The sequence below is a fragment of the Sphingobium sp. TomMM7A genome, from assembly GCF_055397305.1.
In genome coordinates this window covers 2085193-2109598 of sequence record NZ_AP027311.1, presented here as the reverse complement: position 1 = coordinate 2109598, position 24406 = coordinate 2085193, and the positions used below count along the sequence as shown (strand labels likewise).

Sequence of the window (24406 nt, the reverse complement as noted above, 5' to 3'; positions counted from 1 at the left end):
CTGCGGACGCTACCCTAAACCGAGGGCTGTTGCTGTCCAGTAAGTAACTCCCGCCGCGACATAAGCGAGCGCGAAAAGATAGCCGATCATGAAGAGCGGCCATTTCCAACCGTTGGTTTCCCGCTTCGTCACGGCGATCGTCGATATGCACTGCGGCGCGAACACGAACCAAGCGAGGAAGGCGAGCGCAGTGGGCAGCGGCCAATTATCCTTCAGCCGATCGCCCAGGCTCCGTTCCAGCTTGGTCTCATCTTGATCCGCATCGAGCGAATAGACGGTCGCGAGTGCCGACACTGCCACTTCCCGTGCGGCCATTGCCGGGATCAGCGCGAGGGAAATGTCGCGGTTGAAACCGATCGGTTCCAGCACGACGTTGAGCCCGTTGGCGATCCGTCCGGCGACCGAATAATTGACCTGGCTGACGCTGCTGTTCTCCGGCGCCTTCGGAAAGCTGAGCAGCACCCACAGGATCACGGTCGATGTGAAGATGATCGTGCCTGCACGCTTCAGGAAGATGACGGCACGCTGCCATAGGCCGAGCAATATGTCCTGCGGGCGCGGCCACTGATATTTGGGCATTTCCATCAGGAAGCTGCCGCTTGCGCCCTTGGTGACGGTCGCGCGGAGGATCAGCGCGACCAGCATCGCGCCGACGATCCCGGCGATGTAGAGGCAGAACAGCACGAGTCCCTGAAGGCCGATGCCCAGCCCCACGTTGCGCGCCGGGATGAAGGCGCCGATGATCACCGCATAGACCGGCAAGCGCGCCGAGCAGGTCATGAGCGGCGCGATCAATATGGTCGTCAGCCGGTCCTTCGGATCGGCGATGGTGCGCGTGGCCATGATGCCCGGCACGGCGCAGGCGAAGGAGGAAAGCAGCGGGATGAATGCGCGGCCCGACAGGCCGACACGGGCCATCAGGCCGTCCATCAGGAATGCCGCGCGGACCATATAGCCGGTCGCTTCCAGCATCAGGATGAAGAAGAAGAGGATGAGGATCTGCGGCAGGAAGACGACCACCGATCCGACGCCGTTGATGACGCCATCGACCAGGAAGGATCGTAGCAGGCCATCGGGCAACGCGTTGGTGATGATCTTGCTTGCCGTTTCGGCCAGCCCCTCGATCATGGCGATCGGCGCTGCCGACCAGGCATAGACCGCCTGGAACATGATGAAGAGCAGCCCGAGCAGCAGCAGCAGACCTGCAACGGGGTGGAGCGCAACCCGGTCGACCGCGGCGGTCAGGCGGCGCGAGGGCGTTTCGCGAACCACCGCCGCGCGTGCGATCCTGCGCGCCTCGCTGCGCAGGGCATCGAAGTCGAGAGGCGCGGCGGTAGGCCGGACCTTGGCACTGCCATCGAACAGCGCGTCCAGTTCGGTGCGAAGATGGTCGAGCCCGCGTTTCCGAACCGCAACGGTCGAAATGACCGGCACACCCAGCTCGCGCGAGAGGATATTTGCGTCCAGTTCCAGCCCGTCGCGGGTGGCAAGGTCCACCATGTTGAGCGCCACGACCGTCGGCAGGCCAAGGGCGATCAACTCGAGCGCGAACCGCAGATGATTGTCGAGGTTGGAGGCATCGACCACCACCACCAGCGCGTCCGGCAGCCGCTCACCATGTTGCTTGCCGAGGACCACGTCGCGGGTCACCTGCTCATCGGGGCTGGTGGGATTAAGGCTGTACGTACCGGGCAGGTCGACCAATTCGAGCGGGCGGCCATCGGAAAGCGACAGCCTGCCTGCCTTACGTTCCACCGTGACGCCGGGATAGTTGCCCAGCTTCTGCCGCGCGCCGGTCAGGGCGTTGAATAGGGCGCTCTTGCCGGCATTGGGATTGCCGACCAGCGCGACCAATGGCAGGCCACTCATGCCGCCTCCGCCGTACCCGTGCGGACGGTAATCGCGGCCGCATGATTGCGGCGCATCGCAATGGTCATGCGCCCGACCTTGCAGGCGATCGGACCCCGGCCGAGCAAACCGCCATGATGCAGCGCTTCGACGCTGGCGCCTTCGCACAGACCGAATTCACGCAAACGCTGGCCGTCCGACGCGGAAAGCGCGTCCCAGTCGATCAGGTCCACATAGGCTGGCTGGCGCAACGGCAGTTCGGACAGGCGCAAGGAAGTAATACTCGCTGAGATCACCTGCGAGTGACTATCAATATAGATAGGAAAAGGCCAGCCGGAATCGCGGCCTTTCGCGGGCAGTCAGATTGCGGGGTAGCGGAGCCTGCCGATGAAGCGAGCAAGGCTCAGCCGCTCGCCGCCGCCTATGCCTTTCCACCTCGCCTTGGCTCGTTCGAAGCGCATCACCCCTTCGATACGCCGATCGAGGAAGGCGCGGCTATCCGCCCAATCTTCGCTTTCATCGTCCACGAACACCAGCAGCGTTGCGGCATAGACAGCCGCGAGCGTGAGGCGCTTGCTATAGTGATTGAGGTCGGTCGCGCTGTCGCCAGCCGCGCGCCACATCACGTCGGCCGATCGCCAGCCCAGGCGGGCAGCGCGGACGCTATTTTGTGGCAGGGCCATGATAGCGAGCGCCCGGCGCAAGGCTTCCCGGTCGCGCGCCAGTAGCGTCAGCCGTGCCGTGACCAGCGCGATGATGCGCTGGCGGATCGACATGGTGACGAGCTTCTCTGGCGTCAGCGCCTCCAGCATGCGCGTGTCGATGCTGGCGAACCAGGCATCGATCATGTCCATGGCGCCCGTCGAAAAGGCAAGATGGGCGATGTCGGCATCCACCCGGCCTTCCGACGCGGCCATGGTGACCGCTTCGGCGCGCCAGCCGTCAAATGCGGCATGGCGGGGCAGGATCGGCGCGAGAAACGCCCGCACTTCATCAAGGGTCGGGTCTTCAGGCAAGGTCGTCATGCCCCTTATGGTAAGGCGCGGCACGCCTGCACACAAGCGCAGGACTTCGATCAAAACATGATGTTGCAACATATCATTAGATATGATGTAACATCATGTCTGTGATGAGCAGAAACGCGCGCGGATTTTAGGATGGAGGATGCGATGGCAGTAATGGCAATGCATGCAACGGGCGGCGAGAGACGGCCTGGCTATAGTGGCGGGGGCGGGTCGCCCGTCGCGATCGGAGCGACCATCGCCGTCCACGCGCTGGTGGTGGGCGCTTTCATCCTTATACCCAAGGAGGTGATCGCCCCCTATGTGCCGCAGATCCTGATCGGCAAGCAGATCCCGCTCAACCCGCCGCCTCCACCCGAAGCGCAGCCCCAGCCGCCCGAGAGCAGGCTGCCGGTGCGGCCGACGACCGACCCGATTCCGACAAATCCCGATGATCTGGTGATGCTGCCTGACAGCGAAACGGGGCCAATCGTGCCCGCCGGTGGCACTGGTACTGACACGGGCGGGGGTGTCACCCTCCCGCCGATTGAACCAGTATACGAGCCTCGGCTCGTCGAACCCGGTATCGACCCGCGCGCCATGTCGGCGTTCCAGCCGGATTATCCCGGATCGATGATTCGCCAGGGGATGGAAGGCTCCGTCACCGTCCGCGTCAGCATCGGCGCGGATGGCAAGGTGACGGCTATCGAAAGGCTCTCCGCCACGGACGAAGCCTTCTGGATCGCGACCCAGTCGCACGCCATGCGCAAATGGCGCTTCCGGCCCGCGACTCGGGACGGCGTGGCTGTGCCAGGCACGAAGGTGCTGACCGTCCATTTCAAGCTGACCGACCGTTGAATGCCGCCATGCCGGATGCAAGGCCCGGCTTTGCATCCGGCGCCGCCATCTCCTATATAGCGGCGATGGCGATCTTCCCCCGTCCGGTCTCTCCCAGAAGCGCTCTAGGCGATATGTGGAGCTATTTTCGCGAGAATCGGCCGCATAAATGGCCGCTGCTCGGGCTGTCGATGGCGATTACCTGGGTTATCATGTGGGTGTTCATGGTCGACGCGAACACCAACACGATGCCGACCCGCAACAAGATCATCTACGTCCAGAGCTGGGACGCGAGCCGGTCGGACGCGGCGATCATCCTGCAACAGAAGATCGACCTCGCAAAGAGTGAGGCTGCCTTGCAGAAGCGGCAGAAGCAGATGCAGGGATGGGCCGACTCATTTGGCATCGACTGGCGCACCGAAGAAGCCCGCAACAGCGCGCGCCGCAAGGAAGCGTTGAAGCAGATCAATGCCCAGCTCGATTCGCGACTGGCCAAGGCGGAGGCGGCGGAAAAGGCCGCGCCCCAGACCAGCCAGAATTGAATTTCCCGATGGCCGACCCTGCCGACGACCGCCGTTTCATGGCAGCGGCGATCGCCCTGTCCGAGCGCGGGCGGGGTCTGTCCACCCCCAACCCCAATGTAGGATGCCTGGTCGTCCGCGACGGCGCCGTGGTCGGTCGCGGCTGGACCCAAAAGGGTGGCCGACCTCATGCCGAAGCCCAAGCGCTCGATGAAGCAAAGGATCAGTCGCGCGGCGCGACCGCCTATGTGACGCTGGAGCCCTGCTTCCACCTGTCTGCTCGTGGGCCGCGCTGTGCCGACCTGATGGCGCGGGCTGGCGTCGCGCGCGTAGTGATCGCGCTGCGTGATCCCGACCCGCGCACCGATGGCCAAGGTGCGGGGCATCTGCGCGCGCGAGGCATAGAGGTCGAAATGGGCCTGATGGCGCATGAAGCTGCTGCGGCGATGCGCGGCTTTGTCCTGCGGCAGACGCTGGGCCGCCCGGCCGTCACCCTGAAGCTAGGCCTGTCGCTCGATGGCTGCATCGCGCTCAAGGACGGGTCGAGCCGCTGGATCACCGGCGAGGCGGCGCGCGCCCATGCACATCTGGAGCGGGCGCGGCATGACGCCATCCTGGTCGGCGGCGGCACTTTGCGCGCCGACGCGCCCCGCCTTGATGTCCGGCTACCGGGACTGGAGGATCGCTCACCCCGCCGCCTGCTGCTGACTCGCGGCCGGGCGCCCAAGGGGTGGGAAGCCATTGCGCAGCCGGAGGATATTGCCGCGCTCGACCATGTGGACCATCTGATGGTTGAGGGCGGCGCGGCGGCGGCGGCGGCCTTCCTGCGCGCCGATCTGGTCGACCGCCTCCTGCTCTACCGCGCGCCGATCATCATCGGCGACGGCCTTGCGGGGATCGGCGACATTGGACTCACCGATCTTGGCGAGGCGCACCATCGCTGGACTCTGACCGACGGACGCCAATTGGGCGAGGACCGGCTGGAGGTTTACGAACGGCGGCGCGGCGCTTAGGAGCGTCACGGAACCAGCAGGATCGCATACCCATGTTCACCGGCATCATCACCGACATCGGCACCATTCGCTCCGCCGAGCAGCGCGGGGACCTGCGCCTCGTCATCGGCACTGCCTATGACATGGAAGGCGTTGCGATCGGCGCTTCGATCGCCTGTTCGGGCGCCTGTCTGACCGTGGTGGAAAAGGGCGCGGACTGGTTCGCCGTCGATTTGTCGGCCGAAACGGTGGAGCGAACCGCGCCCGGACTGTGGGCGCAGGGCGGCAGGCTGAACCTGGAACGCGCGCTTAAGGTCGGGGATGAACTGGGCGGGCATATCGTGACCGGCCATGTCGATGGCGTCGGCACATTGGTGTCGATCACGTCGGAAGGGGATTCCACCCGGCTGGTGATCGCCGCGCCCCCGGCGCTGGCGTCCGCGCTTGCCGCCAAGGGGTCTATCACGGTCGATGGCATCTCTCTGACCGTGAACAGCGTTGAGGATCAGCCGGACGGGTCCGTTCAGTTCGGTCTGAACATCATTCCGCATACGGCTGCGGCTACGACGCTGGACGATCTGGCGACCGGCCGGAGGTTCAATCTGGAGATCGACGTGCTGGCCCGTTATCTCGACCGCATGCAGAGCCTTCGCGGATCGATGTGATTCGCGCTTGAAATAATCACATCATAATGTGATAACTGCGTCCCGAGGCCGATCTGGTCAAGGAGTCGCAGTCATGTCTTCCGCGCTTATCGATACCGTTCGCACGCTGGTCAATGAAGGGGGCATGTCCCGGTCGGGCCTTGCGCGCGCTGCGGGCCTTCATGCCAACTCCCTGCGGAAACTGGGCGAAACGGATTGGAACCCGACCGCCGAAACGCTGGGCAAGCTTGAAAATTATCTGGCGCGGCGCGAGGGCGGCACTGCGCTTGCCTCCCCGGAAGAAATCATCAACGAAGCGCGCAACGGCCGCATGTTCATCCTGGTCGATGATGAAGACCGCGAAAATGAAGGCGATCTGGTGATCCCGGCGCAGATGGCGACACCCGATGCGATCAACTTCATGGCGACGCATGGCCGGGGCCTCATCTGTCTCGCGATGACCAAGGATCGGATCGATCATCTGGGCATCGACCTTATGAGCCGCAACAACGGCACGCGGCATGAAACCGCCTTCACCGTGTCGATCGAGGCGCGCGAGGGTGTGACCACGGGCATCAGCGCCGCCGACCGCGCGCGCACCATTTCCGTGGCGATCGATGGCTCCAAGGGCCGCGATGACATCGTGACCCCCGGCCACGTCTTCCCCCTCGTGGCCAAGGATGGCGGCGTGCTCGTGCGCACCGGCCATACCGAGGCGGCTGTCGATGTGGCGCGTCTCGCCGGGCTCAACCCGTCGGGCGTGATCTGCGAAGTGATGAAAGACGATGGCACCATGGCGCGCCTCGACGACCTCATCCCTTTCGCGCAGAAGCACAAGATGAAGATCGGCACGATCCGCGACCTCATCGCCTATCGCCGCCGTCATGACCATATGGTCGAACGGCGCGCCGAAACGGTCTTCAACAGCAAGTGGGGCGGCGATTGGAAGGCGATCAGCTTCTATAACAAGGCGACGCAAAGCGAACAGCTGGTGCTGCAAAAGGGCCATGTTTCGCCCGACGAACCGACGCTGGTGCGCGTGCATCAGCTTTCGCTGCTCGACGATGTCTACGGCGCCAGCGGCCCCCGCTGCGAAATCCTGCGCAAGTCGATGGAGATCATCGCCAAGGAAGGCGCGGGCCTCATCGTCGTCCTGACCAGCAATTCGCCGGCCGATTTCCTGACCCGCATCCTGCGCCATCATGCTGGCCAGCCTGGCAGCGGCATGGACGAATTGCGCGACTATGGCGTAGGGGCGCAAATCCTCGCTGAACTCGGCGTGCACGACATGATCCTGCTCACCAATTCCAGCCACAGCCTCATCGCGCTTGACGGCTATGACCTTGCCGTGGTTGGGCATCGACCCGTCGAGCTATAAAAAAGGATATCGGCCGTGGCGAAATTCCTGATCGTTGAAGCCCGCTTCTACGAACATCTCAATGACCTTCTGATCGAAGGCGCGGTGGCCGCGCTGGAGGCGGAAGGGCATAAATATGAAGTGGTGACGGTGCCCGGCGCGCTGGAAATCCCCGGCGCGGTTGCGCTGGCGGCGGAGTCCGGACGCTATGACGGTTTCGTGGCGATCGGCGTGGTGATCCGCGGCGAAACCTATCATTTCGAAGTGGTGTCGAACGAAAGCGCGCGGGGCCTTATGGCGCTCAGCATGGACGGCATTCCCATCGGCAATGGCATCCTGACCGTCGAGAATGAGGCGCAGGCGCTGACCCGCGCCAAGCCGGATGAGAAGGACAAGGGCGGCGAAGCGGCCAAAGCCGCGATCGCCATGCTGGGCCTGCGCGAGAAATTCGGCGCCTAGGCGCTTCGGGCTTTAAAAGAGCATCGCCTCTTAATCCCGTTCGCCCTGAGCTTGTCGAAGGGCTTCACTTCTTTTTTGGAGAAAGGGCCGACCCTCGGAGCGGCCCTTTCTCCATAAGGTTCAGCCCGCCTTGGCGAGAACCGGATAATCCACATAGCCCTCGCGGCCCTGCGTGTAGAGCGTATCGGTGCTCAAGCGGTTCAGCGGAGCCCCTAGCGACAGGCGATCCGGCAGGTCGGGATTAGCGATGAACGGGCGGCCAAAGCTGATCGCCTGGGCAAGGCCGCTGTCCAGATCCTCCTGCGCCCGCCCCGCGTCATAATCGCTGTTCAGGACGAGCGGGCCGCTGAAATGACGGCGGACGAGCGGCGACTGACGCGGAACGTTGCTCGCGCCTCGGCTGCCGTCCGGACGCAGCTCGCGCATCTCCAGAAAGGCGATGCCGATCGGGTCAAGCGCCTTGGCAATGGCGATGGCAAGGCTGGCGGGATCACTGTCGTCCGTCCCCTGCGACGCGCCGTTGATTGAAATCCGCACCGCCGTCCTGTCAGCACCGATGGCGTCGGCGACAGCTTGCGTGATCTCGCGCAGCAGCCTGACACGGTTTTCGGGGCTGCCGCCATAGATGTCCTGCCGCTGGTTGACGCCATCGCGAAGAAATTCGTCGAGCAGATAGCCGTTGGCGGCGTGAACCTGAACGCCGTCAAATCCGGCTTCGCGGGCATTGCGCGCGGCTGTGACATAGGTGGCGATCAGAGCCGGGATTTCCTCTGCGTCCAACGCGCGGGGCTGCTCATAGGGCTTGTTGCCTTCATAGCTATGGGCGTGGCCGGGCGCGGCGATCGGGCTGGAAGATACGGGCTGCTGCCCGCTGACGCTGGAATGGACGAGGCGACCCATGTGCCAGAGCTGCGCGAAGATGCGGCCGCCGACTTCATGCACGGCCTGAGTAATCGGCTTCCAGGCCTCCGTCTGCTCAGCCGTCCAGATGCCCGGTGCGAAGGGCCAGCCTAGTCCCTGACGCGACACGCCTATGCCTTCGCTGATGATCAGGCCGGCCGAAGCGCGCTGGCGATAATAGTCGGCCATGATCGGTGTCGGCACATGATCGCGGCTGGCGCGGGCGCGGGTGAGCGGCGCCATCAATATGCGATTGCGGGCCTTGATGGCGCCCAACTGAACAGGATCGAAGAGGCTGGTCATGAAAATCCCCTTATTACGGTTGCAATTTGCAACGCATAAGCTTGCCGACGCCAGCTAGGGATCGGTGATCAGGCTTTCAAGCCTGTTCGTGGCAAGATGTCAAAACAGTGTGTCGACCGCATGAATGGCCAATCCTACAAGGCCACCGACCAAAGTACCGTTAATCCGGATATATTGAAGGTCGCGGCCGACAGCGCTTTCGAGGCGGTTGGTCACGGTTCCCGCGTCCCAGCCGCGCACGGTTTCGCTCACCAGTTTGACGATGGAATCGCCATAGGCGGCCGTCGCGCCGACAGCCGCGCGGCGCACGAAGCGGTTGATCAGCAGGCGAAGGCGGGCATCGTCTTGAAGCGTGGTGCCCAGCTGGCGCAGCGCCTCGCCCAGCCGCCCCGCCATCGCCTTGCCCGGATCGCGGACGGCGCGCAGCAGGCCGGATCGTGCCTGTTCCCAAAGGCCGTCTATCCAACGCTGCATTGCAGGATTGTCCACGATCTCGTCGCGGATGCGGGCCACGCGTTCCTGCATGGCGGCGTCGAATTGCAGGTCGCTTGCCAGCTTCGCCATGCCCTCTTCGGCCTTGAGGCGCAGACTGTGAGCTGGGTCCGCCGCCATCTCCGCCAGCAGACGCCGCAGCCCGTCGATGATGGCGTTGGACAGATTTTCATCCAGGCCCGTCCAGCGCAGAACCTTGCCCGCCCGGTCATGCACCATCTGGCGGATAAGGTGGTCATTGGCCTCCAGCGTGCGATCGGCCCAATGGATAATGCCGTCCATCACAGGCGCATGGCGGCCATCGCGCATTGCCGCCTCGATCGCCTGACCGATCAGCGGCGCGATATTCATGCCCCGCAGCCTTTGGGCGATCGCACCCTTGACCATGCCGCCAAGCCGCTCCTGATCCAGCGCCTCCAGCATGTCCGCCACCAGCCGGGACGCCCCTTCGCGCAAGCGCCCATCGCCGCCTGACGGGCTAGCGAGGAAGCGTCCTGCGGCGGCGGCGACGTCCAGCCGCTGCATCCTGCGCGCAACAACGGCGGGGGTCAGGAAATTGTCGCGCAGGAAAAAGGCCAACGTGTCGCCGATCCGGTCCTTGTTGCGCGGGATGATCGCCGTGTGCGGGATAGGGAGGCCCAGCGGATGCCGGAACAGGGCGGTGACGGCGAACCAGTCGGCAAGGCCGCCCACCATCGCGGCTTCCGCAAATGCCTGAACGAAACCGATAGCTGGATGCAGATGGACGGTAGATCGCGCGGCAAGGAACAGCAGCGCCATCGCGATCAACATGCCCGTCGCAACCACCCGCATGTCGCGCGGCGGCCGGACAGACACGTCGGCGGCGATCGGGGGAACGGGAAGCTGATTCATTGTCCGTCCAACGGTTACGCCGCCGTTTCGTTCAGCCATGCGCTTCTTTCAGGCGAGCCGACTGACATCATTCCGCCGGTTGTGCATTTCCCTCATGCTTTGCATCGTCCCCAGGCTTGTATGTGAGCAGACGGCGGCTGAGGCGCGGACCTGCCCATCCTTCGATCTGAAGAGCCAGACTGAATGTCGCGGGCACGATCACAAGGGTGAGGAGCGTGGACAGCAGCAAACCGCCGATCACTGTGATGCCCATGGGCGCGCGCCATGCGCTGTCGCCGCCCAGCGAGATGGCGGTGGGCACCATGCCCGCAACCATAGCGACGGTGGTCATGACGATCGGCTGTGCGCGCTTGTGCCCCGCATCGATGATCGCGTCGAACCGAGGCACGCCCTTCTGGATTTCCTCCAGCGCGAAGTCGATCACCAGAATGGAGTTCTTCGCGACGATCCCGAGCAGCATCAAGATGCCGATCATCACCGGCATGGAGATAGGGTGCCCGGTAAGATGCAGCGCCAATGCCCCGCCGAGCGGCGCCAGCAGCAGCGATCCCAGATTGACGAACGGCGGCATCAACCGCTTGTAGAGCAGTGTCAGCACCGCGAGCACCAGAAGGATGCCGGAAATGACCGCAACCGTGAAGTTCTTGAGCATTTCTGCCTGCCACTTCGATTCGCCGGTGTTGATCTTCTGAATGCCCGGGATACGGCCTTCACTGATTTCCTTCATCGTGGGCAGCGCGTTGATCTTCTTCATGGCCTGACTGCTGACGATACCGGGTGCGAAGTCGGCATCGACGACGATCCGGCGGATTTGGTTATAGCGACGGATTTGCGTCGGCCCGGCACCGAATTCGATATCGGCGACCACCTTCAACGGAACCGAACCGCCGCTGACGGTCGGCACGGGCATGTTCTCGATCGTCGCGATGTCGCTGCGGCTGTCCTCGGCCACGGCCACGCGGATGGGAATCTGGCGATCCGATAGCGAGAATTTGGCCGTATTCTGGTCTATGTCGCCGATCGTGGCCACGCGAATGGTCTGGCTGAGCGCGGCGGTGGTGACCCCCAGGCTCGCGGCCAGGTCGAATCGGGGTTTGATGATGATCTCGGGCCTATTCATGTCGCCCTGGACCCGGGGCGACCGGACTTCCTTCACGCCGCTCATTTCGGAAACCAGCTTGTTAGCGACACGATCCAGCAGCGCGGCATTGTCGCTGCCGAGCATGATCGTAACGTCACGGCCCATGCCTCCACCCGCTTGCGACTGGAAGTTCACACGGGCATCCGGAATTTGCTGGAAGCGGGGCGCCATGCTGCGTTCCCACTCGACCGAGGAAGCAGGCCGGTCCTTCTTCAGTGTAAGATAGATGTTGGCGCTGGTCGGTTGGATGTCGGCGAAGGCCGCGTTGACGAACTTGGTGTCGGCGGTCAACATGTCCGCAACGCGCCGGGCGACTGCGGTGGTTTGCTGTAGCGTGCTGCCGGGCACGGTTTCGATCTTCACCTGGCTGTAATCGGTGTTCATCGATGGCTGGAATGCCATTGGCAGCGTCCCGAAGGCGAGCAGCGTGGCGATGAAGGCCAGCCCCCCGATGCCGACGGTCCAGATGCGGTGGTCGCGCAGCCAGGCCGCAAAGCGGGGGCGGGCGCCTGATGCGCGATAGGCTTTGGCCCGGCTTTCATCGAGCGACCAGTGCAGCACACGCATATAGACGTCCATCAGCCAGCCCTCGCCATGGCTTTCCTTGCCGTGCGCCTTGAGGAAATAGGCCGCGACCATGGGCGTAATGAGGCGAGCGACGGCCAGGCTGAGCAGCACCGCGACCACGACGGTCATGCCGAACTGGATGAAGAACTGGCCCGAAACGCCGGGCATCAGCGCAACTGGCAGGAATACCGCGACAATAGCCATCGTCGTCGCCAGCACTGCCAGGCCGATCTCGTCGGCCGCGTCGATCGATGCCTGATAGGCTGTCTTGCCCATGCGCATGTGGCGCACGATATTTTCGATTTCCACGATGGCGTCATCGACCAGCACGCCCGCGACCAGGCTGAGCGCCAGCAAGGAGGTCACGTTGAGCGTGAAGCCCATCATGTCCATGAACCAGAATGTCGGGATGGCTGACAGCGGGATTGCCGTGGCGGCGATAATCGTCGCGCGCCAGTCACGCAGGAACAGGAACACGACGACAACCGCCAGCACCGCGCCTTCGATCATGGACTGCATCGCCGCATGATATTGGCTCTTGGTATAATCGACGCTGTTGAAGAGTTCCTTGTAACGGATCTTCGGATTTTCTTTCTTAAGCTGGTCCAGCACCTTGATCGCATTGTCGAACACGGTGACGTCGGATGATCCCTTCGCCTTTTCCAGGCTGAAGCTCGTCACCTGCATGTCATTCATCAGCGAAAGCGACCGTTGTTCGCCATACATGTCGCGCACATCGGCAAGGTCGGACAGCTTGACGGTGCGGCCGCCGGAGATGGCGATCTGGGTCTGGCCCAGGGCATAGGCGTCCTGCGCATTGCCGAGCACGCGGATCGCCTGCTCGGCTCCCGCGATTTCGGTGCGGCCGCCTGCCGCGTTCAGGTTGACCTGTTGTAACTGCTGATTGACCTGCGCGGCCGTGACGCCGTGCGACTGCAGCTTGGCGGGGTCGAGGATAACGCGAATTTCGCGGGTGACGCCGCCACCACGCCTGACCGCCGCCATGCCCGGCACAGCAAGCAGGCGCTTGGCGACAGTATTATCGACATACCATGACAATTGTTCCAGCGTCATGTCGGTCGCTTCGGCACTGAAATAGGCGATCGGACGATCGGCATCGAGCCGCGTCACCTGCGGTTCCAATATGCCTTCTGGCAGTTCGCTACGGATCTGGTCGACAGCGTTCTTGACGTCGGCAACGCCCCGATCGATCGGCGTTCCGATCTGGAACTGCACGATCGTCATCGAATTGCCTTCGGAGACGGTCGAGGTGATCTCGTCAACGCCGCTGATACCGCGCACGGCGGCCTCGACACGCTGCGTTACCTGGGTTTCCAGTTCCGGCGGCGCGGCGCCCGGTTGTAGTACCAGCACTTGAGCAATGGGGAAGGTGACGTCGGGCTGCTGGTTGATGTCCATGCGGCCAAAGCTGACCATCCCCGCGAGAAGCAGGGCGACGAATAGCACGAGCGGGGACACCGGGTTGCGGATGGCCCAGGCCGACATATTACGAAAACTCATGACGGCTTCCTCGCCTGCGCGGGCTTACCCGGCCTTTTGAACTTGCGGCCGCACCTTCTGCCCGGGCCGCAGAAAGGCGCCTGCCGATGCGACAATGCGTTCGCCGCCATTCAGGCCTCGCGTAACCGCAACGCCCTTCGGGGAGACCTGTCCGACCTCGACGCCGCGCCGTTCGGTCTCGTCCTGCGCGTTGACGATGTAGACAAACTGTCCCTTGGCATCGGTCTGCACGGCGGACTCCGGCAGCAGCGGGGCCGTTGCCGTGCCGCTGACGATGCGGGCAGCGGCAAATCCGCCGGGGCGGATCGCCTTGTTATAGGGTATGGAGATGCGCGCGATGCCCTGCCGCGTCTGTGGATCAACGACCGGCGAAACCTGCCAAATGCGTCCGGTGAATTCCGTCTGGCCACCGACAGGGGTGACCGTCGCGCTGTTTCCCGGCCGCAACGTGGCGAGATCGCTCTCGCTCAATTGGGCCAGAAGTTCCATCTCGCCATCCTTGGCCATGCGGAAAAGCACGCCGCTGCCCGAACCGACAATCTGACCGGGTTCGACGTCGCGGGTCAGGATCAGCCCGGATGCAGGGGCGCGAATATCAAGCCGTCCCGTCCGGGCACGCTGTTCGGCCAATTGTGCAACCGCGACATTCACTCGGGCGTTGGCGGCATCACGCGTGGCTGTGCGCTGATCGATATCGGCCCGGCTGATGAAGCCGCGCTTCACAAGGGCCTGGGCACGGTCGAGCTGCGCCTGAGCCAGCTTCGCATCGGCGCGATTTACCTCTACCTGTGCGGCAAGTGAACGAACCTGCTCCGCCTGTACCGACCGTTCGATCACCGCAAGCACCTGCCCGGCGCGAACCCAATCACCCGGTTGCACCAGCACGCGCGTCACCTGCCCGCCCTCACCGACGACGCCGACAGGCATTTCCACACGCGCGGCCAGTGATCCCGTGCCGCTGACGGTGCGGGCCACGACCGACTGGCCTGGCACAAGGACGGTGACGACCGGCGCGTCTTCCGCAGGGGCTGCTCCATCCCCTCTCTTGCCATGCATGCTGATCCAGGCTGCAACGGCAATCAGGATGATCGCAATCACCGCGCCAATCGTAAGCGCCCGCCGCCTTGAAGGGCGCGGTTCTTCGCCAAAGACGCGCGCCGGAACATCTCCGGCCACCTGAGTTTCGTAATTCATCCTGATTCCATCATTCGGCCGACGGGCCGACCGGCGCTGTGTTATATGAATACATCACCCGGCTCAACCCTCAATACACTTTGCACATCGGCGGAGCAACGCGGGCTGGCCGCCTTTGCTTGCCAAATTCATGCGCCTGTGGCGCTATGCGGCATGAAGTGGACGGGAGGCTAGGATGGAATTACTAGGTTGGATCATCGTCGGCCTGTTCGCAGGAGCGATTGCCCGTTTCGTGATGCCGGGCAGAAATCCCGGTGGATGCGTGGTTACGATCCTGTTGGGAATAGCTGGGGCATTATTCGCCGCTTATGTCGGTCGATTATTGGGTGTCTATGAAGCGGACGAACAGGCGAGCTTTCTTGCGGCCGTATTGGGCTCGATAGCCGTTCTGGCCATCTATCGCTGGTTTGCGGGGCGCGGCTGAACGAACGGCGAAAAGGGCCGCGTCGAAACGCAGCCCTTCATACCCGCCAGCTTAGCTTCCGGGGTGGTTAACGCATTGATCCGCGACGGACCAGGTTGACGATGGCAAGCAGCACGATCGCACCCACGAGGGACACGAGGAAGCTGTACAGCGTCAGACCCTCATTGATCGAACCGCCACTGAAAATCAGGCCGCCGATAAAGGCGCCGACTATGCCCACCACGATGTTTAGAAGGATGCCCTGCTGCGCATCGGTGCGCATGACCATGCTGGCAAGCCAGCCGATGATGCCGCCGACAACAAGCCACAAAATGATACCCATTTCACACTCTCCTTGGACCACCGCCCCCAGCGGGTTGGCTGATGTATTTAACGGCGAAGTCGGCTTCGCGTTCCCTGGGAAATGTTTCTGGCTTGACAATGGCCGGTGAATCGGTGCGCGATCCAAGTGAAAGGGCCGCCGGATTTGCATCCGGCGGCCCTTGATGTGCCTGCATCCTTCGCTGTCCGGCGTTGAGCCGGACACGGAGGATCAGTATTTCTGCTGCCGTTCGTAGAGCGACTTGTAATATTGGATCCGCGTAACACGCAGGCCGTGCATGCCCGACCGATCGACAGCGCGCTGCCAGCCTGCAAATTCCTCAAGCGTCAGCGAATAGCGCGCGCAGGCCTCATCGACGGTCAACAAACCACCGTTGACGGCGGCGACCACCTCGGCCTTGCGACGGACGACCCAACGGGTCGTATTCGCGGGAGGCAAGCTCTCCAGAGTCAAGGGTTCCCCGAGCGGCCCGACGACCTGAGCAGGTCGGATTTTTTGATTTTCTATCATTCTCACCCTCAAAAAGCGGCACTGGCGTTGCCGAATTCAGCAGCGGCAACCGGTATGCGCGTCAGCCCTGAAGATCAGCTAAAGCGCCACGGTAAACGCCCCCTTCATCATCCTTGTCCCACTCTTAAATGCTGTGCGATCAACGGGTTGAAGCTTCCCGTCGGGCGCGCGGCCTCGATCATGCCGTCCGGACGTGGCGCGAACACTTCGGCCAAATCCTGGATCCAGTCGCTCGTCTCATCCTGCCCCCGCAGGACCCCGGCCACCGCCCGCGCGGTCGGGCTGGCCGCCTGCTCCGCCGCCGAGGCGGCGCGCAGCAGCGGCCAGACCGGCGCATGCGGCCGACTGACGGGTCTGGCATTGGCGGGTTTGAGCCCGCCTGCCCGAAGGAAACCAAAATCCATGGGAAGGGAGGTAGCGAAAAAAGGATAAGGTCCGGTAAACTCGCGGGGCCGAAACGACGCTTTGCAGCGCGCGGCGTGGAATCCCGCTGGAATGCAACGGCGCGGACGATTATATGCCCGGCCATGCAGCCCCAGTTCCAGTTGCCCGAACCGCTTGCGAAGCGGCGAATCGTCGTTGCCATGTCTGGCGGCGTCGATTCGAGCGTCGTCGCCGCCCTTGCCGCGCGTACGGGCGCCGAAACCATCGGCGTGACGCTACAGCTTTACGATCACGGCGCCGCTGTCGGCCGCACGGGCAGCTGTTGCGCGGGGCAGGATATACGGGACGCGCGCGCTGTCGCCGACCGTATCGGCATCGCCCATTATGTCTTCGATTATGAAAGCCGTTTCAGGGATTCCGTCATCGCCGACTTCGCCGATGAATATATGGCGGGGCGGACGCCCATCCCCTGCGTCAAATGCAACATGGGCGTGAAGTTCACCGACCTGTTCCAGATCGCGCGCGATTTGGGCGCGGATTGTCTGGCGACCGGCCATTATGTCCGCCGCGTCGAAGGAGCGCAGGGCGCCGAACTGCACCGCGCGGCCGATCCGGCGCGGGACCAGAGCTATTTCCTCTTCGCTACCACCCAGGCGCAGCTTGATTATCTGCGCTTTCCGCTGGGCGGTCTCCCCAAGCCGCAAGTCCGCGAAATCGCCGCCGAACTGGGTCTGTCGGTGGCGCTGAAGCCGGACAGCCAGGACATCTGCTTCGTGCCCGATGGCGATTATGCTGGCGTGGTTCGCAAGATTCGCCCGGACGCCGATGAAGGTGGCGAGATCGTCCATATCGACGGCCGCATCATGGGCACGCACAAGGGGCTGATCCACTACACCGTAGGCCAGCGAAAGGGGCTGGAGATCGGCGGGCAGGCCGAGCCGCTCTATGTCGTCCGTCTGGACGCGGATGCTCGGCGGGTGATCGTCGGACCCAAAGCGGCGCTCGCGGTGTCGGCGGCGCGGCTGAGCGACATAAACTGGCTTGGCGGCGACTTCAGCGGGCCGCTCACCGCCAAGGTGCGGTCGATGGCAAAGCCTGTTCCGGCAAGACTGGAGGGTGATCGCCTGATGTTCGACGCACCCGAATATGGCGTGGCGCCGGGTCAGGCCGCCGTACTCTACGCGGGCGACCGGGTACTGGGCGGCGGCTGGATCGAGGCCACCGAGGCTGTACTGGCGCAAGCTGCATGAATATTGTCCTTTGTGGCGCGCGCGGCTAAGGCCCGCCGGTCATGACTCGTCCGCTCACACTCGCCATTCCCAAGGGCCGCATCCTCGATGAAGCGCTGCCGATGCTCGCGCGCGTCGGTATCGAGCCTGAAGCGGAATTTCATGACAAGAAAAGCCGGGCGCTGCGATTTGCCACCAACCGGCCCGATATCTCGATCATTCGCGTGCGCGCCTTCGACGTCGCGACCTTCGTCGCCCATGGCGCGGCGCAGATCGGCATCGTCGGTTCGGACGTGGTCGATGAGTTCGATTATTCGGAACTCTACGCGCCGGTCGATCTCGACATCGGTCATTGCCGTCTGTCGGTCGCTGAACCCGTTGACCTTGCGGGCGAGGATGAGGCCGCGATGAGCCATGTGCGGGTCGCCACCAAATATCCTTACCTCACGCGCCGCTATTATGAGGCGCGCGGCATCCAGGCGGAATGCGTGAAGCTGAACGGTGCGATGGAACTCGCGCCCTCGCTCGGCCTGTCGCGCCGGATCGTCGATCTGGTATCATCAGGCGCGACGCTCAAGGCAAACGGGCTGGTCGAAACCCATGTCATTATGCAGGTGTCGGCGCGCCTTGTCGTCAACCGCGCTGCCTACAAGATGCGGTCGGCCGAACTGGCGCCGCTGGTGGAAAGCTTCCGCAAGGCCGTGGGGAAGCGCGATGCCGCTTAGGCTCGACAGCCGCGACGCTGATTTCGCTGCTGCCTTCACGGCGCTGGTCGATGCCCGACGCGAGGCGGATGAAGATGTGTCGCGCGATGTCGCGGCAATCCTGAAGCGCGTCCGCGCCGAAGGCGACGCCGCGCTGGCCGATTACACCAGCCGGTTCGACCGGCACGATCTGGAGGCAAGCGGCTGGGCGGTTACCCCCGCCGAGTGCCGCGCCGCGTTGGACGGCATCTCGCCTGAGTTGCGCGGGGCGCTGGAACTCGCGGCGGCGCGGATCACCGCCTATCACGAAAAGCAGCGACCGCAGGACAGCGACGGCACCGACAGCGCTGGCGTACGGCTGGGCGCGCGCTGGCAGCCGGTGGACGCGGCTGGGCTTTACGTGCCGGGCGGCCGGGCAGCCTATCCCAGCTCGCTGTTGATGAACGCCATTCCCGCCAAGGTGGCTGGCGTGTCACGTATCGCCATGGTGACGCCGACGCCCAATGGCGTGATCAACCCGCTCGTCCTTGCCGCTGCCAGCATTGCGGGGATAGAGGAAATCTGGCGCGTGGGCGGCGCGCAGGCCGTGGCTGCGCTCGCCTATGGCACGGATCGGATCAAACCGGTCGATGTCATCACAGGCCCTGGCAATGCCTGGGTCGCCGAAGCCAAGCGTCAGCTTTACGGCGTAGTCGGCATCGACATGGTAGCCGGGCCGTCGGAAATCGTCGTTGTCGCCGACGGTAAAAATGATCCGGACTGGATCGCCGCTGACCTGCTGAGCCAGTCGGAGCATGATCCGACCAGCCAGTCGATCCTCTTCACCGACGATGCCGCTTTCGCCGATGCCGTGGCGGCGGCCGTCGAAAAACGACTGCCGCTATTGTCGACGCAGGCAGTCGCCACGACCAGCTGGGCGGCAAACGGCGCGATCATCCTCGTGCGCGATATGGAAGAAGCGATGCCGCTGGTAAACCGTCTCGCGGCCGAGCATCTGGAACTCGCGGTGGACGATCCCGACGCCCTGTTCGCGCAGGTCCGCCATGCCGGGTCGGTGTTTCTGGGCCGCATGACCCCCGAAGCTGTCGGCGATTACGTCGCAGGCCCCAATCATGTGCTGCCCACGGGGCGCCGTGCACGCTTTTCTTCGGGACTCTCGGTGCTCGACTTCATGAAACGCACCAGCTTCCTCAGCCTGGATCAGGCTGCGATCGATGCCATCGGCCCGGCGGCGGTCGCGCTGGCGGAGGCGGAGGGGTTGCCTGCCCATGCCGCCTCGGTGGCGGTGCGGCTCAAATAACCTCTGTTCGCCCCAATCTTGTCGAGGGGCAGTATTTTCTTCAAGAAGGGCAGGGCTTCGACAGGCCAGCCCGCACGGCTATATGGAATCCTGATGACTGAACGCTCCAAATCCCGCTCCGCAGCCCGGCTTGCCGCGGTGCAGGCGCTGTACCAGCTGGAAATGGAAGGGACGCCCCTCGCCACCCTGCTGCATGAATTTCATCAGCATCGTCTGGGCGCGACCATCGAAGACGTGACCTATGCCGATGCGGAAGAGAGCTTTTTCGACGATGTCGTGACCGGCGTGGACAAGCGGCGTGGCGAAATTGACGCCATGATCACCGCCCGCCTGTCCAAGGGCTGGAGCCTTGAGCGGCTGGACAAGCCGATGCGGCAGATCTTGCGGGCGGGCGCCTATGAACTGATTGCGCGCAAGGACGTACCGACCGGCACGGTCATCAGCGAATATGTCGATGTCGCTCATGCCTTTTACGACAAGCGCGAGGCGGGTTTCGTCAATGGCCTGCTGGACGGCGTGGCGAAGGACGTGCGCCAGTAACGAACCACCTCCGTCCGGGCTGAGCCCTTCGACAGGCTCAGGACAGGCTTGTTGAAGCCCTTAACTTCTTTAAAAGAAGAAAGACCCTTCGACAGGCTCTGGGCGAACGGAGGTCAATTATGTCCGCTGAATCCCGTTTCCTGACCCTCTTGCGCCTGCTGGCCAATGATCCCGCCGCGCGCGGCTTGCAGGACGATGTGGCGGTGCTGGACGTGGGCGGCGCGCGCCTGATCCTCACCAGCGACACGATGGTGGAGAGTGTGCATTATCTCCCCGGCGATCCCCCTGCGGACATCGGCTGGAAACTTGCCGCCGTGAATCTGTCCGACCTTGCCGCCAAGGGTGCGCGGCCCGTGGGTTGTCTGCTCAATTATGCGCTGTCGGGCGACGATGCCTGGGATGCTGCGTTTCTTGAGGGGCTGGGCGAGGCGCTCAGCCGTCATGCCATGCCGCTATTGGGTGGCGACACCGTGCAGATGCCGCAGGGCAGTCCACGCAGCTACAGCCTGACGGCGATTGGTGAGACAAGCGGCCCCGTGCCCGCCCGTAGCGGCGCGCGCGCAGGTGATCGTCTCTATCTGACGGGTCCCGTTGGCGATGCCGGAGCGGGGCTTGAACTGCTCCGCGCGAACGCCGCCGCATCCGGGCCGCTGGTGGAGGCTTATCGCCGCCCCCGGCCTCGGCTCACCGAAGGCGCGCTGCTTGCAGGCCAAGTCCATGCGATGATGGATGTGTCCGACGGCCTGCTGATCGATGCCGCCCGCATGGCGCAGGCTAGCGGATTGGCTGTCACCATCGATCATGTTCCGCTTTCCCCGGCGCTGGAGGTGGTCAGCGGCGGCAGCACTGCCGCTCAGGTGGCAGCGGCGCGGGCGGGCGATGACTATGAACTGCTGTTCGCACTGCCGCCCACGACAAATCCGCCAGTACGGGCCATTCCGGTGGGTTGTTTCTCATCGGGGTCGGGGCTGAAGCTGATCATCGACGGCGCAGAGATGCCGTTGCCCGACCGGCTGGGCTGGGAACATGGCTGAGCCGGGAGCCCGCCAGGCCCTGATTCTGGTGCGTTTTGTAACGGCTTGACGCCGCCCGTCCTGTCTGTAGCTTCCGTCCATCCTTTTCTCAGCCCGGTTGGACGCCCATGACGCGCATAACCTTGATGCTGATTGACGCGGTGCCTGATGCCGGATGCGTGAATTCCGGCCGCCTGCGCGTATGCCTTTCGCCCGCCCGTTTTTCCCTGCGGAGTGGCCGATGACAGCAAAAACAGGGGGAGAGGAACATCCATGCAGATTGTCTATATCGCCATAGGGTGCGGGCTATTAGCCCTGCTCTACGGCCTGATAACCAGTCGTCAGGTACTGGCGGCCTCCGCCGGCAATGAAACCATGCAAGCGATCGCGGGGGCGATCCAGGAAGGGGCGAAGGCCTATCTCAGCCGCCAATATATGACCATCGGCATGGTCGGGGTCGTGGTCGCGGCGATCGTCTTCTTCTTCTTGGGCGCGACGTCCGCGATCGGCTTCCTGATCGGGGCGATCCTGTCGGGCGCAGCAGGCTTCATCGGCATGAACATTTCGGTGCGCGCCAATGTCCGCACCGCCGAAGCGGCACGCACGACTTTGCAGAGCGGCCTCACCGTCGCCTTTCGTGCTGGCGCGATCACCGGCATGCTGGTGGCGGGATTGGCGCTGCTCGCGATCAGTGTCTTCTTCTGGTATCTCACCGGACCCGCAGGTCATGCGCCTGACGACCGTCTGGTGATCGACTCTCTGGTTGCGCTGGCCTTTGGTGCTAGCCTCATCTCGATCTTCGCGCGCCTCGGCGGCGGCATCTTTACCAAGGCGGCGGACGTTGGCGCCGACCTTGTCGGCAAGGTGGAAGCGGGCATTCCAGAGGATGACCCACGCAATCCCGCCGTGATCGCCGACAATGTGGGCGACAATGTGGGCGACTGCGCCGGCATGGCGGCCGACCTGTTCGAAACCTACGTCGTCACCGTTGGTGCGACCATGGTGCTGACGGCACTGCTGGTGAGCGGGGTCGATAACATCTTCCTGCAACGGCTGATGGCGTTGCCGCTGATCGTCGGCGGCGTGTGCATCATCACGTCGATCATCGGCACCTATATGGTGCGTCTTGGTGCCAGCCAGTCGATCATGGGTGCGCTCTACAAAGGCTTCTGGACGACAGCGATCCTGTCGATCCCGGCGCTGTATTTCGTTACGCAATTCACGCTGGGCAACCTCAACGCGCGCTTTGGCACCGATCTGGACGGCGCGGGCGGCTACACCGGCATGGCGCTGTTCTGGTCGATGATGGTGGGCCTTGCCGTTACCGGCCTGATCGTCTGGATCACCGAATATTATACCGGAACCAACTATCGCCCGGTCCGCAGCATCGCTCGCGCGTCGGAGACCGGTCATGGCACCAATGTGATCCAGGGACTGGCCGTCAGTCTGGAAGCGACGGCGCTGCCGACGCTGGTCATCGTCGCGGGTATTATCGTCGCGCATCAGCTGGCGGGCCTGATCGGCATTGCCTTTGCGGCGACAGCGATGCTCGCGCTGGCGGGCATGGTCGTGGCGCTCGACGCCTATGGTCCCGTCACCGACAATGCGGGCGGCATCGCGGAGATGGCGCATCTGGATGACAGTGTGCGGAGCAAGACCGACGCGCTGGACGCAGTGGGCAATACGACCAAGGCGGTGACGAAGGGCTATGCGATCGGGTCAGCCGGGCTTGCCGCGCTGGTGCTGTTTGGCGCTTACACCGAGGATCTGAAATTCTACAACTCGGCCCTCGGCCTGACCGAGCCGGTCGATTTCAGCCTGTCCAATCCCTATGTCATCGTCGGCCTGCTGCTGGGTGCGCTGCTGCCCTATCTGTTCGGCGCAATGGGCATGACGGCAGTGGGCCGCGCGGCGGGCGACGTGGTGAAGGATGTTCGCGATCAGTTCGCCACCAACAGAGGCATTATGGAAGGCACCTCACGGCCCGACTATGCCCGCACTGTCGACCTTGTCACCCGAGCGGCGATCAAGGAGATGATCATCCCCAGCCTGCTGCCAGTGCTGGCGCCGATCGTCGTCTATTTCTCGATCTCTGCCGTGGCCGGAACGCCCAATGGCTTTGCGGCGCTCGGTGCATTGCTGCTGGGCGTGATCGTGTCCGGACTGTTTGTCGCCCTTTCCATGACATCGGGTGGCGGCGCATGGGACAACGCCAAGAAATATATCGAAGATGGCAACCATGGCGGCAAAGGATCGGAAGCGCATAAGGCGGCGGTGACCGGCGATACCGTGGGTGATCCCTACAAAGATACCGCCGGGCCTGCGGTCAACCCGATGATCAAGATCACGAACATCGTCGCGCTGCTCTTGCTCGCCGCTCTGGCGCACGGCGTCTGACGGCATTTCGCAACGAAAAGGATATGACCCCGCCCTACCATGGGGCGGGGTCATTTTTTGTGCGGAAGGCGGATTTGACGGTTGCCGCTATCGGTCACGCCGCAGAAACAATAGTCACAAATATTACATAAAAGAGAAATGACGTTGTCACATAAAGGTCATAGTCGCGCCCCGACGCCATGGGGCGGAGGGAGATTATGATGCGACCGATTTTGAAACTGGCGCCTGCGCTGGTGGCTTTGGCCATTCCGGCTGTGGCGCATGCCACGGAGGATGACCAGCTTTGGACCGGCGTTAGCGCCACTGTGAAACTGAGCGACAAATGGCGCTTCTCGCAGGAGGTGATCGCCCGGTTCAGCAACGACCGCGACGGTCTGTACGAGGTCGAAATGAACTCGTTGATCGGCTACAAGGTCAGCAAGAAGGTGACGGTTTGGGCGGGATACACCCATGATCCCAATTACAATGCCGGTGACTTCTCGGTGATGGAACATCGCGGCCGCCAGCAGGTGACGTTCGACAATATCGTGAAGATCGGCCCCGGCCAGCTCAGCGCCCGCCTGCGCCTTGAGGAACGCTGGCGCGAAGGCGTCGATGGCACGGCCTGGCGCTTCCGCCCCTATGTCAAATATGTGCTGCCCTTCAAGGAAGGCGGCAAGACCGCGTTGGTGCTGAGCCATGAAAGCTTCATCGACCTCAACACCACCAATTTTCAGCGGGTCGAGGGCGAAGAGCGGATGCGTAACATGATCGCTATCACGACCCCGATCGCGAAGAATGTGAATGCGGAAATCGGCTATCTGCATCAGCATGGCTTCCGTCCGAATGCCGACGATGCCAACGACAATGTGGCCTCGCTATCGCTCAGCTTTTCCTTCTGATTGTCGGCACCGGAGCGGGGGAGGGCGGTGCCTTTCCCCGCCCGACGGATGA

General features: G+C 63.4%; 24 protein-coding genes. 14 read left to right on the top strand and 10 right to left on the bottom strand.

Going from position 1 to position 24406, the window contains the following annotated elements; translation table 11 throughout:
- Window positions 1-9: 9 nt before the first annotated feature.
- From feoB to ACZ5ZH_RS10520, 3 genes are all read right to left on the bottom strand, one after another.
- A complete protein-coding gene (feoB, locus tag ACZ5ZH_RS10530) occupies window positions 10-1869 on the bottom strand; it encodes a ferrous iron transporter B (RefSeq protein WP_464771472.1) in 1860 nt (619 codons plus the stop codon).
- A complete protein-coding gene (locus ACZ5ZH_RS10525) occupies window positions 1866-2120 on the bottom strand; it encodes a FeoA family protein (protein WP_449474405.1) in 255 nt (84 codons plus the stop codon). The genes feoB and ACZ5ZH_RS10525 overlap by 4 nt, the downstream gene beginning before the upstream one ends.
- Window positions 2121-2207: 87 nt before the next feature.
- Window positions 2208-2873, bottom strand: coding sequence for a COQ9 family protein (locus tag ACZ5ZH_RS10520; protein ID WP_464771471.1), 666 nt, complete (start codon window positions 2871-2873; stop codon window positions 2208-2210).
- A 144-nt stretch (window positions 2874-3017) separates the two neighbouring features.
- Here ACZ5ZH_RS10520 and ACZ5ZH_RS10515 point away from each other — a divergent pair, with 144 nt between their 5' ends.
- The 6 genes from ACZ5ZH_RS10515 to ribH all read left to right on the top strand — a co-directional run bounded on the left by ACZ5ZH_RS10515 (window position 3018) and on the right by ribH (window position 7659).
- Window positions 3018-3707, top strand: a complete 690-nt coding sequence (locus tag ACZ5ZH_RS10515; protein WP_464775179.1) for an energy transducer TonB — start codon at window positions 3018-3020, stop codon at window positions 3705-3707.
- 8 nt (window positions 3708-3715) lie between these two features.
- A complete protein-coding gene (locus ACZ5ZH_RS10510) occupies window positions 3716-4228 on the top strand; it encodes a hypothetical protein (protein ID WP_464771469.1) in 513 nt (170 codons plus the stop codon).
- A 38-nt stretch (window positions 4229-4266) separates the two neighbouring features.
- On the top strand, window positions 4267-5220 hold the full coding sequence (ribD, locus tag ACZ5ZH_RS10505) for a bifunctional diaminohydroxyphosphoribosylaminopyrimidine deaminase/5-amino-6-(5-phosphoribosylamino)uracil reductase RibD (RefSeq protein ID WP_464772636.1): 954 nt from the start codon (window positions 4267-4269) through the stop codon (window positions 5218-5220).
- A gap of 32 nt (window positions 5221-5252) precedes the next feature.
- Window positions 5253-5864 (top strand): riboflavin synthase, encoded by a 612-nt coding sequence (locus ACZ5ZH_RS10500; protein ID WP_464771468.1) that lies wholly within the window; start codon window positions 5253-5255, stop codon window positions 5862-5864.
- 73 nt (window positions 5865-5937) lie between these two features.
- Window positions 5938-7221, top strand: coding sequence for a 3,4-dihydroxy-2-butanone-4-phosphate synthase (gene ribB, locus ACZ5ZH_RS10495; RefSeq protein WP_460986949.1), 1284 nt, complete (start codon window positions 5938-5940; stop codon window positions 7219-7221).
- A gap of 15 nt (window positions 7222-7236) precedes the next feature.
- Window positions 7237-7659: a 6,7-dimethyl-8-ribityllumazine synthase gene (gene ribH, locus ACZ5ZH_RS10490; RefSeq protein ID WP_196224790.1), complete on the top strand. Its 423-nt coding sequence runs from the start codon at window positions 7237-7239 to the stop codon at window positions 7657-7659.
- 120 nt (window positions 7660-7779) lie between these two features.
- Here the strand turns inward: ribH and ACZ5ZH_RS10485 are convergent, their stop codons facing one another.
- From ACZ5ZH_RS10485 to ACZ5ZH_RS10470, 4 genes are all read right to left on the bottom strand, one after another.
- Window positions 7780-8862, bottom strand: coding sequence for an alkene reductase (locus ACZ5ZH_RS10485; protein WP_464771467.1), 1083 nt, complete (start codon window positions 8860-8862; stop codon window positions 7780-7782).
- 99 nt (window positions 8863-8961) lie between these two features.
- Window positions 8962-10227: a DUF445 domain-containing protein gene (locus ACZ5ZH_RS10480; protein ID WP_464771466.1), complete on the bottom strand. Its 1266-nt coding sequence runs from the start codon at window positions 10225-10227 to the stop codon at window positions 8962-8964.
- Window positions 10228-10294: 67 nt separating this feature from the next.
- Window positions 10295-13456, bottom strand: a complete 3162-nt coding sequence (locus ACZ5ZH_RS10475) for an efflux RND transporter permease subunit (protein WP_464771465.1) — start codon at window positions 13454-13456, stop codon at window positions 10295-10297.
- Between the two features lie 24 nt (window positions 13457-13480).
- A complete protein-coding gene (locus ACZ5ZH_RS10470; protein ID WP_464771464.1) occupies window positions 13481-14650 on the bottom strand; it encodes an efflux RND transporter periplasmic adaptor subunit in 1170 nt (389 codons plus the stop codon).
- A 175-nt stretch (window positions 14651-14825) separates the two neighbouring features.
- Between ACZ5ZH_RS10470 and ACZ5ZH_RS10465 the strand changes: the two genes are divergently transcribed.
- A complete protein-coding gene (locus ACZ5ZH_RS10465) occupies window positions 14826-15074 on the top strand; it encodes a GlsB/YeaQ/YmgE family stress response membrane protein (protein WP_460986944.1) in 249 nt (82 codons plus the stop codon).
- 67 nt (window positions 15075-15141) lie between these two features.
- Here the strand turns inward: ACZ5ZH_RS10465 and ACZ5ZH_RS10460 are convergent, their stop codons facing one another.
- From ACZ5ZH_RS10460 to ACZ5ZH_RS10450, 3 genes are all read right to left on the bottom strand, one after another.
- A complete protein-coding gene (locus ACZ5ZH_RS10460) occupies window positions 15142-15396 on the bottom strand; it encodes a GlsB/YeaQ/YmgE family stress response membrane protein (protein ID WP_449474394.1) in 255 nt (84 codons plus the stop codon).
- 210 nt (window positions 15397-15606) lie between these two features.
- Window positions 15607-15906, bottom strand: a complete 300-nt coding sequence (gene sciP / locus ACZ5ZH_RS10455; RefSeq protein WP_097092542.1) for a CtrA inhibitor SciP — start codon at window positions 15904-15906, stop codon at window positions 15607-15609.
- 107 nt (window positions 15907-16013) lie between these two features.
- Window positions 16014-16310 carry a hypothetical protein gene (locus ACZ5ZH_RS10450; RefSeq protein ID WP_464771463.1) on the bottom strand — a complete coding sequence of 99 codons (297 nt, stop codon included), beginning with the start codon at window positions 16308-16310 and terminating at the stop codon, window positions 16014-16016.
- 123 nt (window positions 16311-16433) lie between these two features.
- Here ACZ5ZH_RS10450 and mnmA point away from each other — a divergent pair, with 123 nt between their 5' ends.
- From mnmA to ACZ5ZH_RS10415, 7 genes are all read left to right on the top strand, one after another.
- On the top strand, window positions 16434-17540 hold the full coding sequence (gene mnmA, locus ACZ5ZH_RS10445; protein WP_464771462.1) for a tRNA 2-thiouridine(34) synthase MnmA: 1107 nt from the start codon (window positions 16434-16436) through the stop codon (window positions 17538-17540).
- Window positions 17541-17581: 41 nt separating this feature from the next.
- Window positions 17582-18244 (top strand): ATP phosphoribosyltransferase, encoded by a 663-nt coding sequence (gene hisG, locus ACZ5ZH_RS10440; protein ID WP_449474392.1) that lies wholly within the window; start codon window positions 17582-17584, stop codon window positions 18242-18244.
- Window positions 18234-19523: a histidinol dehydrogenase gene (gene hisD, locus ACZ5ZH_RS10435; protein ID WP_449474391.1), complete on the top strand. Its 1290-nt coding sequence runs from the start codon at window positions 18234-18236 to the stop codon at window positions 19521-19523. The genes hisG and hisD overlap by 11 nt, the downstream gene beginning before the upstream one ends.
- A 93-nt stretch (window positions 19524-19616) precedes the next feature.
- Window positions 19617-20063 carry a transcription antitermination factor NusB gene (nusB, locus tag ACZ5ZH_RS10430; RefSeq protein ID WP_460986942.1) on the top strand — a complete coding sequence of 149 codons (447 nt, stop codon included), beginning with the start codon at window positions 19617-19619 and terminating at the stop codon, window positions 20061-20063.
- Between the two features lie 119 nt (window positions 20064-20182).
- Complete coding sequence (gene thiL, locus ACZ5ZH_RS10425) at window positions 20183-21097, top strand: thiamine-phosphate kinase (protein WP_464771461.1); 915 nt, start codon at window positions 20183-20185, stop codon at window positions 21095-21097.
- A 252-nt stretch (window positions 21098-21349) separates the two neighbouring features.
- Window positions 21350-23473, top strand: a complete 2124-nt coding sequence (locus ACZ5ZH_RS10420; RefSeq protein ID WP_464771460.1) for a sodium-translocating pyrophosphatase — start codon at window positions 21350-21352, stop codon at window positions 23471-23473.
- A 200-nt stretch (window positions 23474-23673) separates the two neighbouring features.
- Entirely contained in the window at window positions 23674-24354 is a 681-nt protein-coding gene (locus tag ACZ5ZH_RS10415; RefSeq protein ID WP_460986939.1) for a DUF2490 domain-containing protein, read from the top strand.
- Window positions 24355-24406: the final 52 nt, after the last annotated feature.

What these genes read in the sequence shown, in the direction of transcription:
- feoB (WP_464771472.1), bottom strand. Translation starts at nt 1,869, where the DNA reads ATGAGTGGCCTGCCATTGGTCGCGCTGGTCGGCAATCCCAATGCCGGC.
- ACZ5ZH_RS10520 (WP_464771471.1), bottom strand. Translation starts at nt 2,873, where the DNA reads ATGACGACCTTGCCTGAAGACCCGACCCTTGATGAAGTGCGGGCGTTT.
- ACZ5ZH_RS10515 (WP_464775179.1), top strand. Translation starts at nt 3,018, where the DNA reads ATGGCAGTAATGGCAATGCATGCAACGGGCGGCGAGAGACGGCCTGGC.
- ACZ5ZH_RS10510 (WP_464771469.1), top strand. Translation starts at nt 3,716, where the DNA reads ATGCCGGATGCAAGGCCCGGCTTTGCATCCGGCGCCGCCATCTCCTAT.
- ribD (WP_464772636.1), top strand. Translation starts at nt 4,267, where the DNA reads ATGGCAGCGGCGATCGCCCTGTCCGAGCGCGGGCGGGGTCTGTCCACC.
- ACZ5ZH_RS10500 (WP_464771468.1), top strand. Translation starts at nt 5,253, where the DNA reads ATGTTCACCGGCATCATCACCGACATCGGCACCATTCGCTCCGCCGAG.
- ribB (WP_460986949.1), top strand. Translation starts at nt 5,938, where the DNA reads ATGTCTTCCGCGCTTATCGATACCGTTCGCACGCTGGTCAATGAAGGG.
- ACZ5ZH_RS10485 (WP_464771467.1), bottom strand. Translation starts at nt 8,862, where the DNA reads ATGACCAGCCTCTTCGATCCTGTTCAGTTGGGCGCCATCAAGGCCCGC.
- ACZ5ZH_RS10480 (WP_464771466.1), bottom strand. Translation starts at nt 10,227, where the DNA reads ATGAATCAGCTTCCCGTTCCCCCGATCGCCGCCGACGTGTCTGTCCGG.
- ACZ5ZH_RS10475 (WP_464771465.1), bottom strand. Translation starts at nt 13,456, where the DNA reads ATGAGTTTTCGTAATATGTCGGCCTGGGCCATCCGCAACCCGGTGTCC.
- ACZ5ZH_RS10470 (WP_464771464.1), bottom strand. Translation starts at nt 14,650, where the DNA reads ATGAATTACGAAACTCAGGTGGCCGGAGATGTTCCGGCGCGCGTCTTT.
- ACZ5ZH_RS10465 (WP_460986944.1), top strand. Translation starts at nt 14,826, where the DNA reads ATGGAATTACTAGGTTGGATCATCGTCGGCCTGTTCGCAGGAGCGATT.
- ACZ5ZH_RS10460 (WP_449474394.1), bottom strand. Translation starts at nt 15,396, where the DNA reads ATGGGTATCATTTTGTGGCTTGTTGTCGGCGGCATCATCGGCTGGCTT.
- sciP (WP_097092542.1), bottom strand. Translation starts at nt 15,906, where the DNA reads ATGATAGAAAATCAAAAAATCCGACCTGCTCAGGTCGTCGGGCCGCTC.
- ACZ5ZH_RS10450 (WP_464771463.1), bottom strand. Translation starts at nt 16,310, where the DNA reads ATGGATTTTGGTTTCCTTCGGGCAGGCGGGCTCAAACCCGCCAATGCC.
- mnmA (WP_464771462.1), top strand. Translation starts at nt 16,434, where the DNA reads ATGCAGCCCCAGTTCCAGTTGCCCGAACCGCTTGCGAAGCGGCGAATC.
- hisG (WP_449474392.1), top strand. Translation starts at nt 17,582, where the DNA reads ATGACTCGTCCGCTCACACTCGCCATTCCCAAGGGCCGCATCCTCGAT.
- hisD (WP_449474391.1), top strand. Translation starts at nt 18,234, where the DNA reads ATGCCGCTTAGGCTCGACAGCCGCGACGCTGATTTCGCTGCTGCCTTC.
- nusB (WP_460986942.1), top strand. Translation starts at nt 19,617, where the DNA reads ATGACTGAACGCTCCAAATCCCGCTCCGCAGCCCGGCTTGCCGCGGTG.
- thiL (WP_464771461.1), top strand. Translation starts at nt 20,183, where the DNA reads ATGTCCGCTGAATCCCGTTTCCTGACCCTCTTGCGCCTGCTGGCCAAT.
- ACZ5ZH_RS10420 (WP_464771460.1), top strand. Translation starts at nt 21,350, where the DNA reads ATGCAGATTGTCTATATCGCCATAGGGTGCGGGCTATTAGCCCTGCTC.
- ACZ5ZH_RS10415 (WP_460986939.1), top strand. Translation starts at nt 23,674, where the DNA reads ATGCGACCGATTTTGAAACTGGCGCCTGCGCTGGTGGCTTTGGCCATT.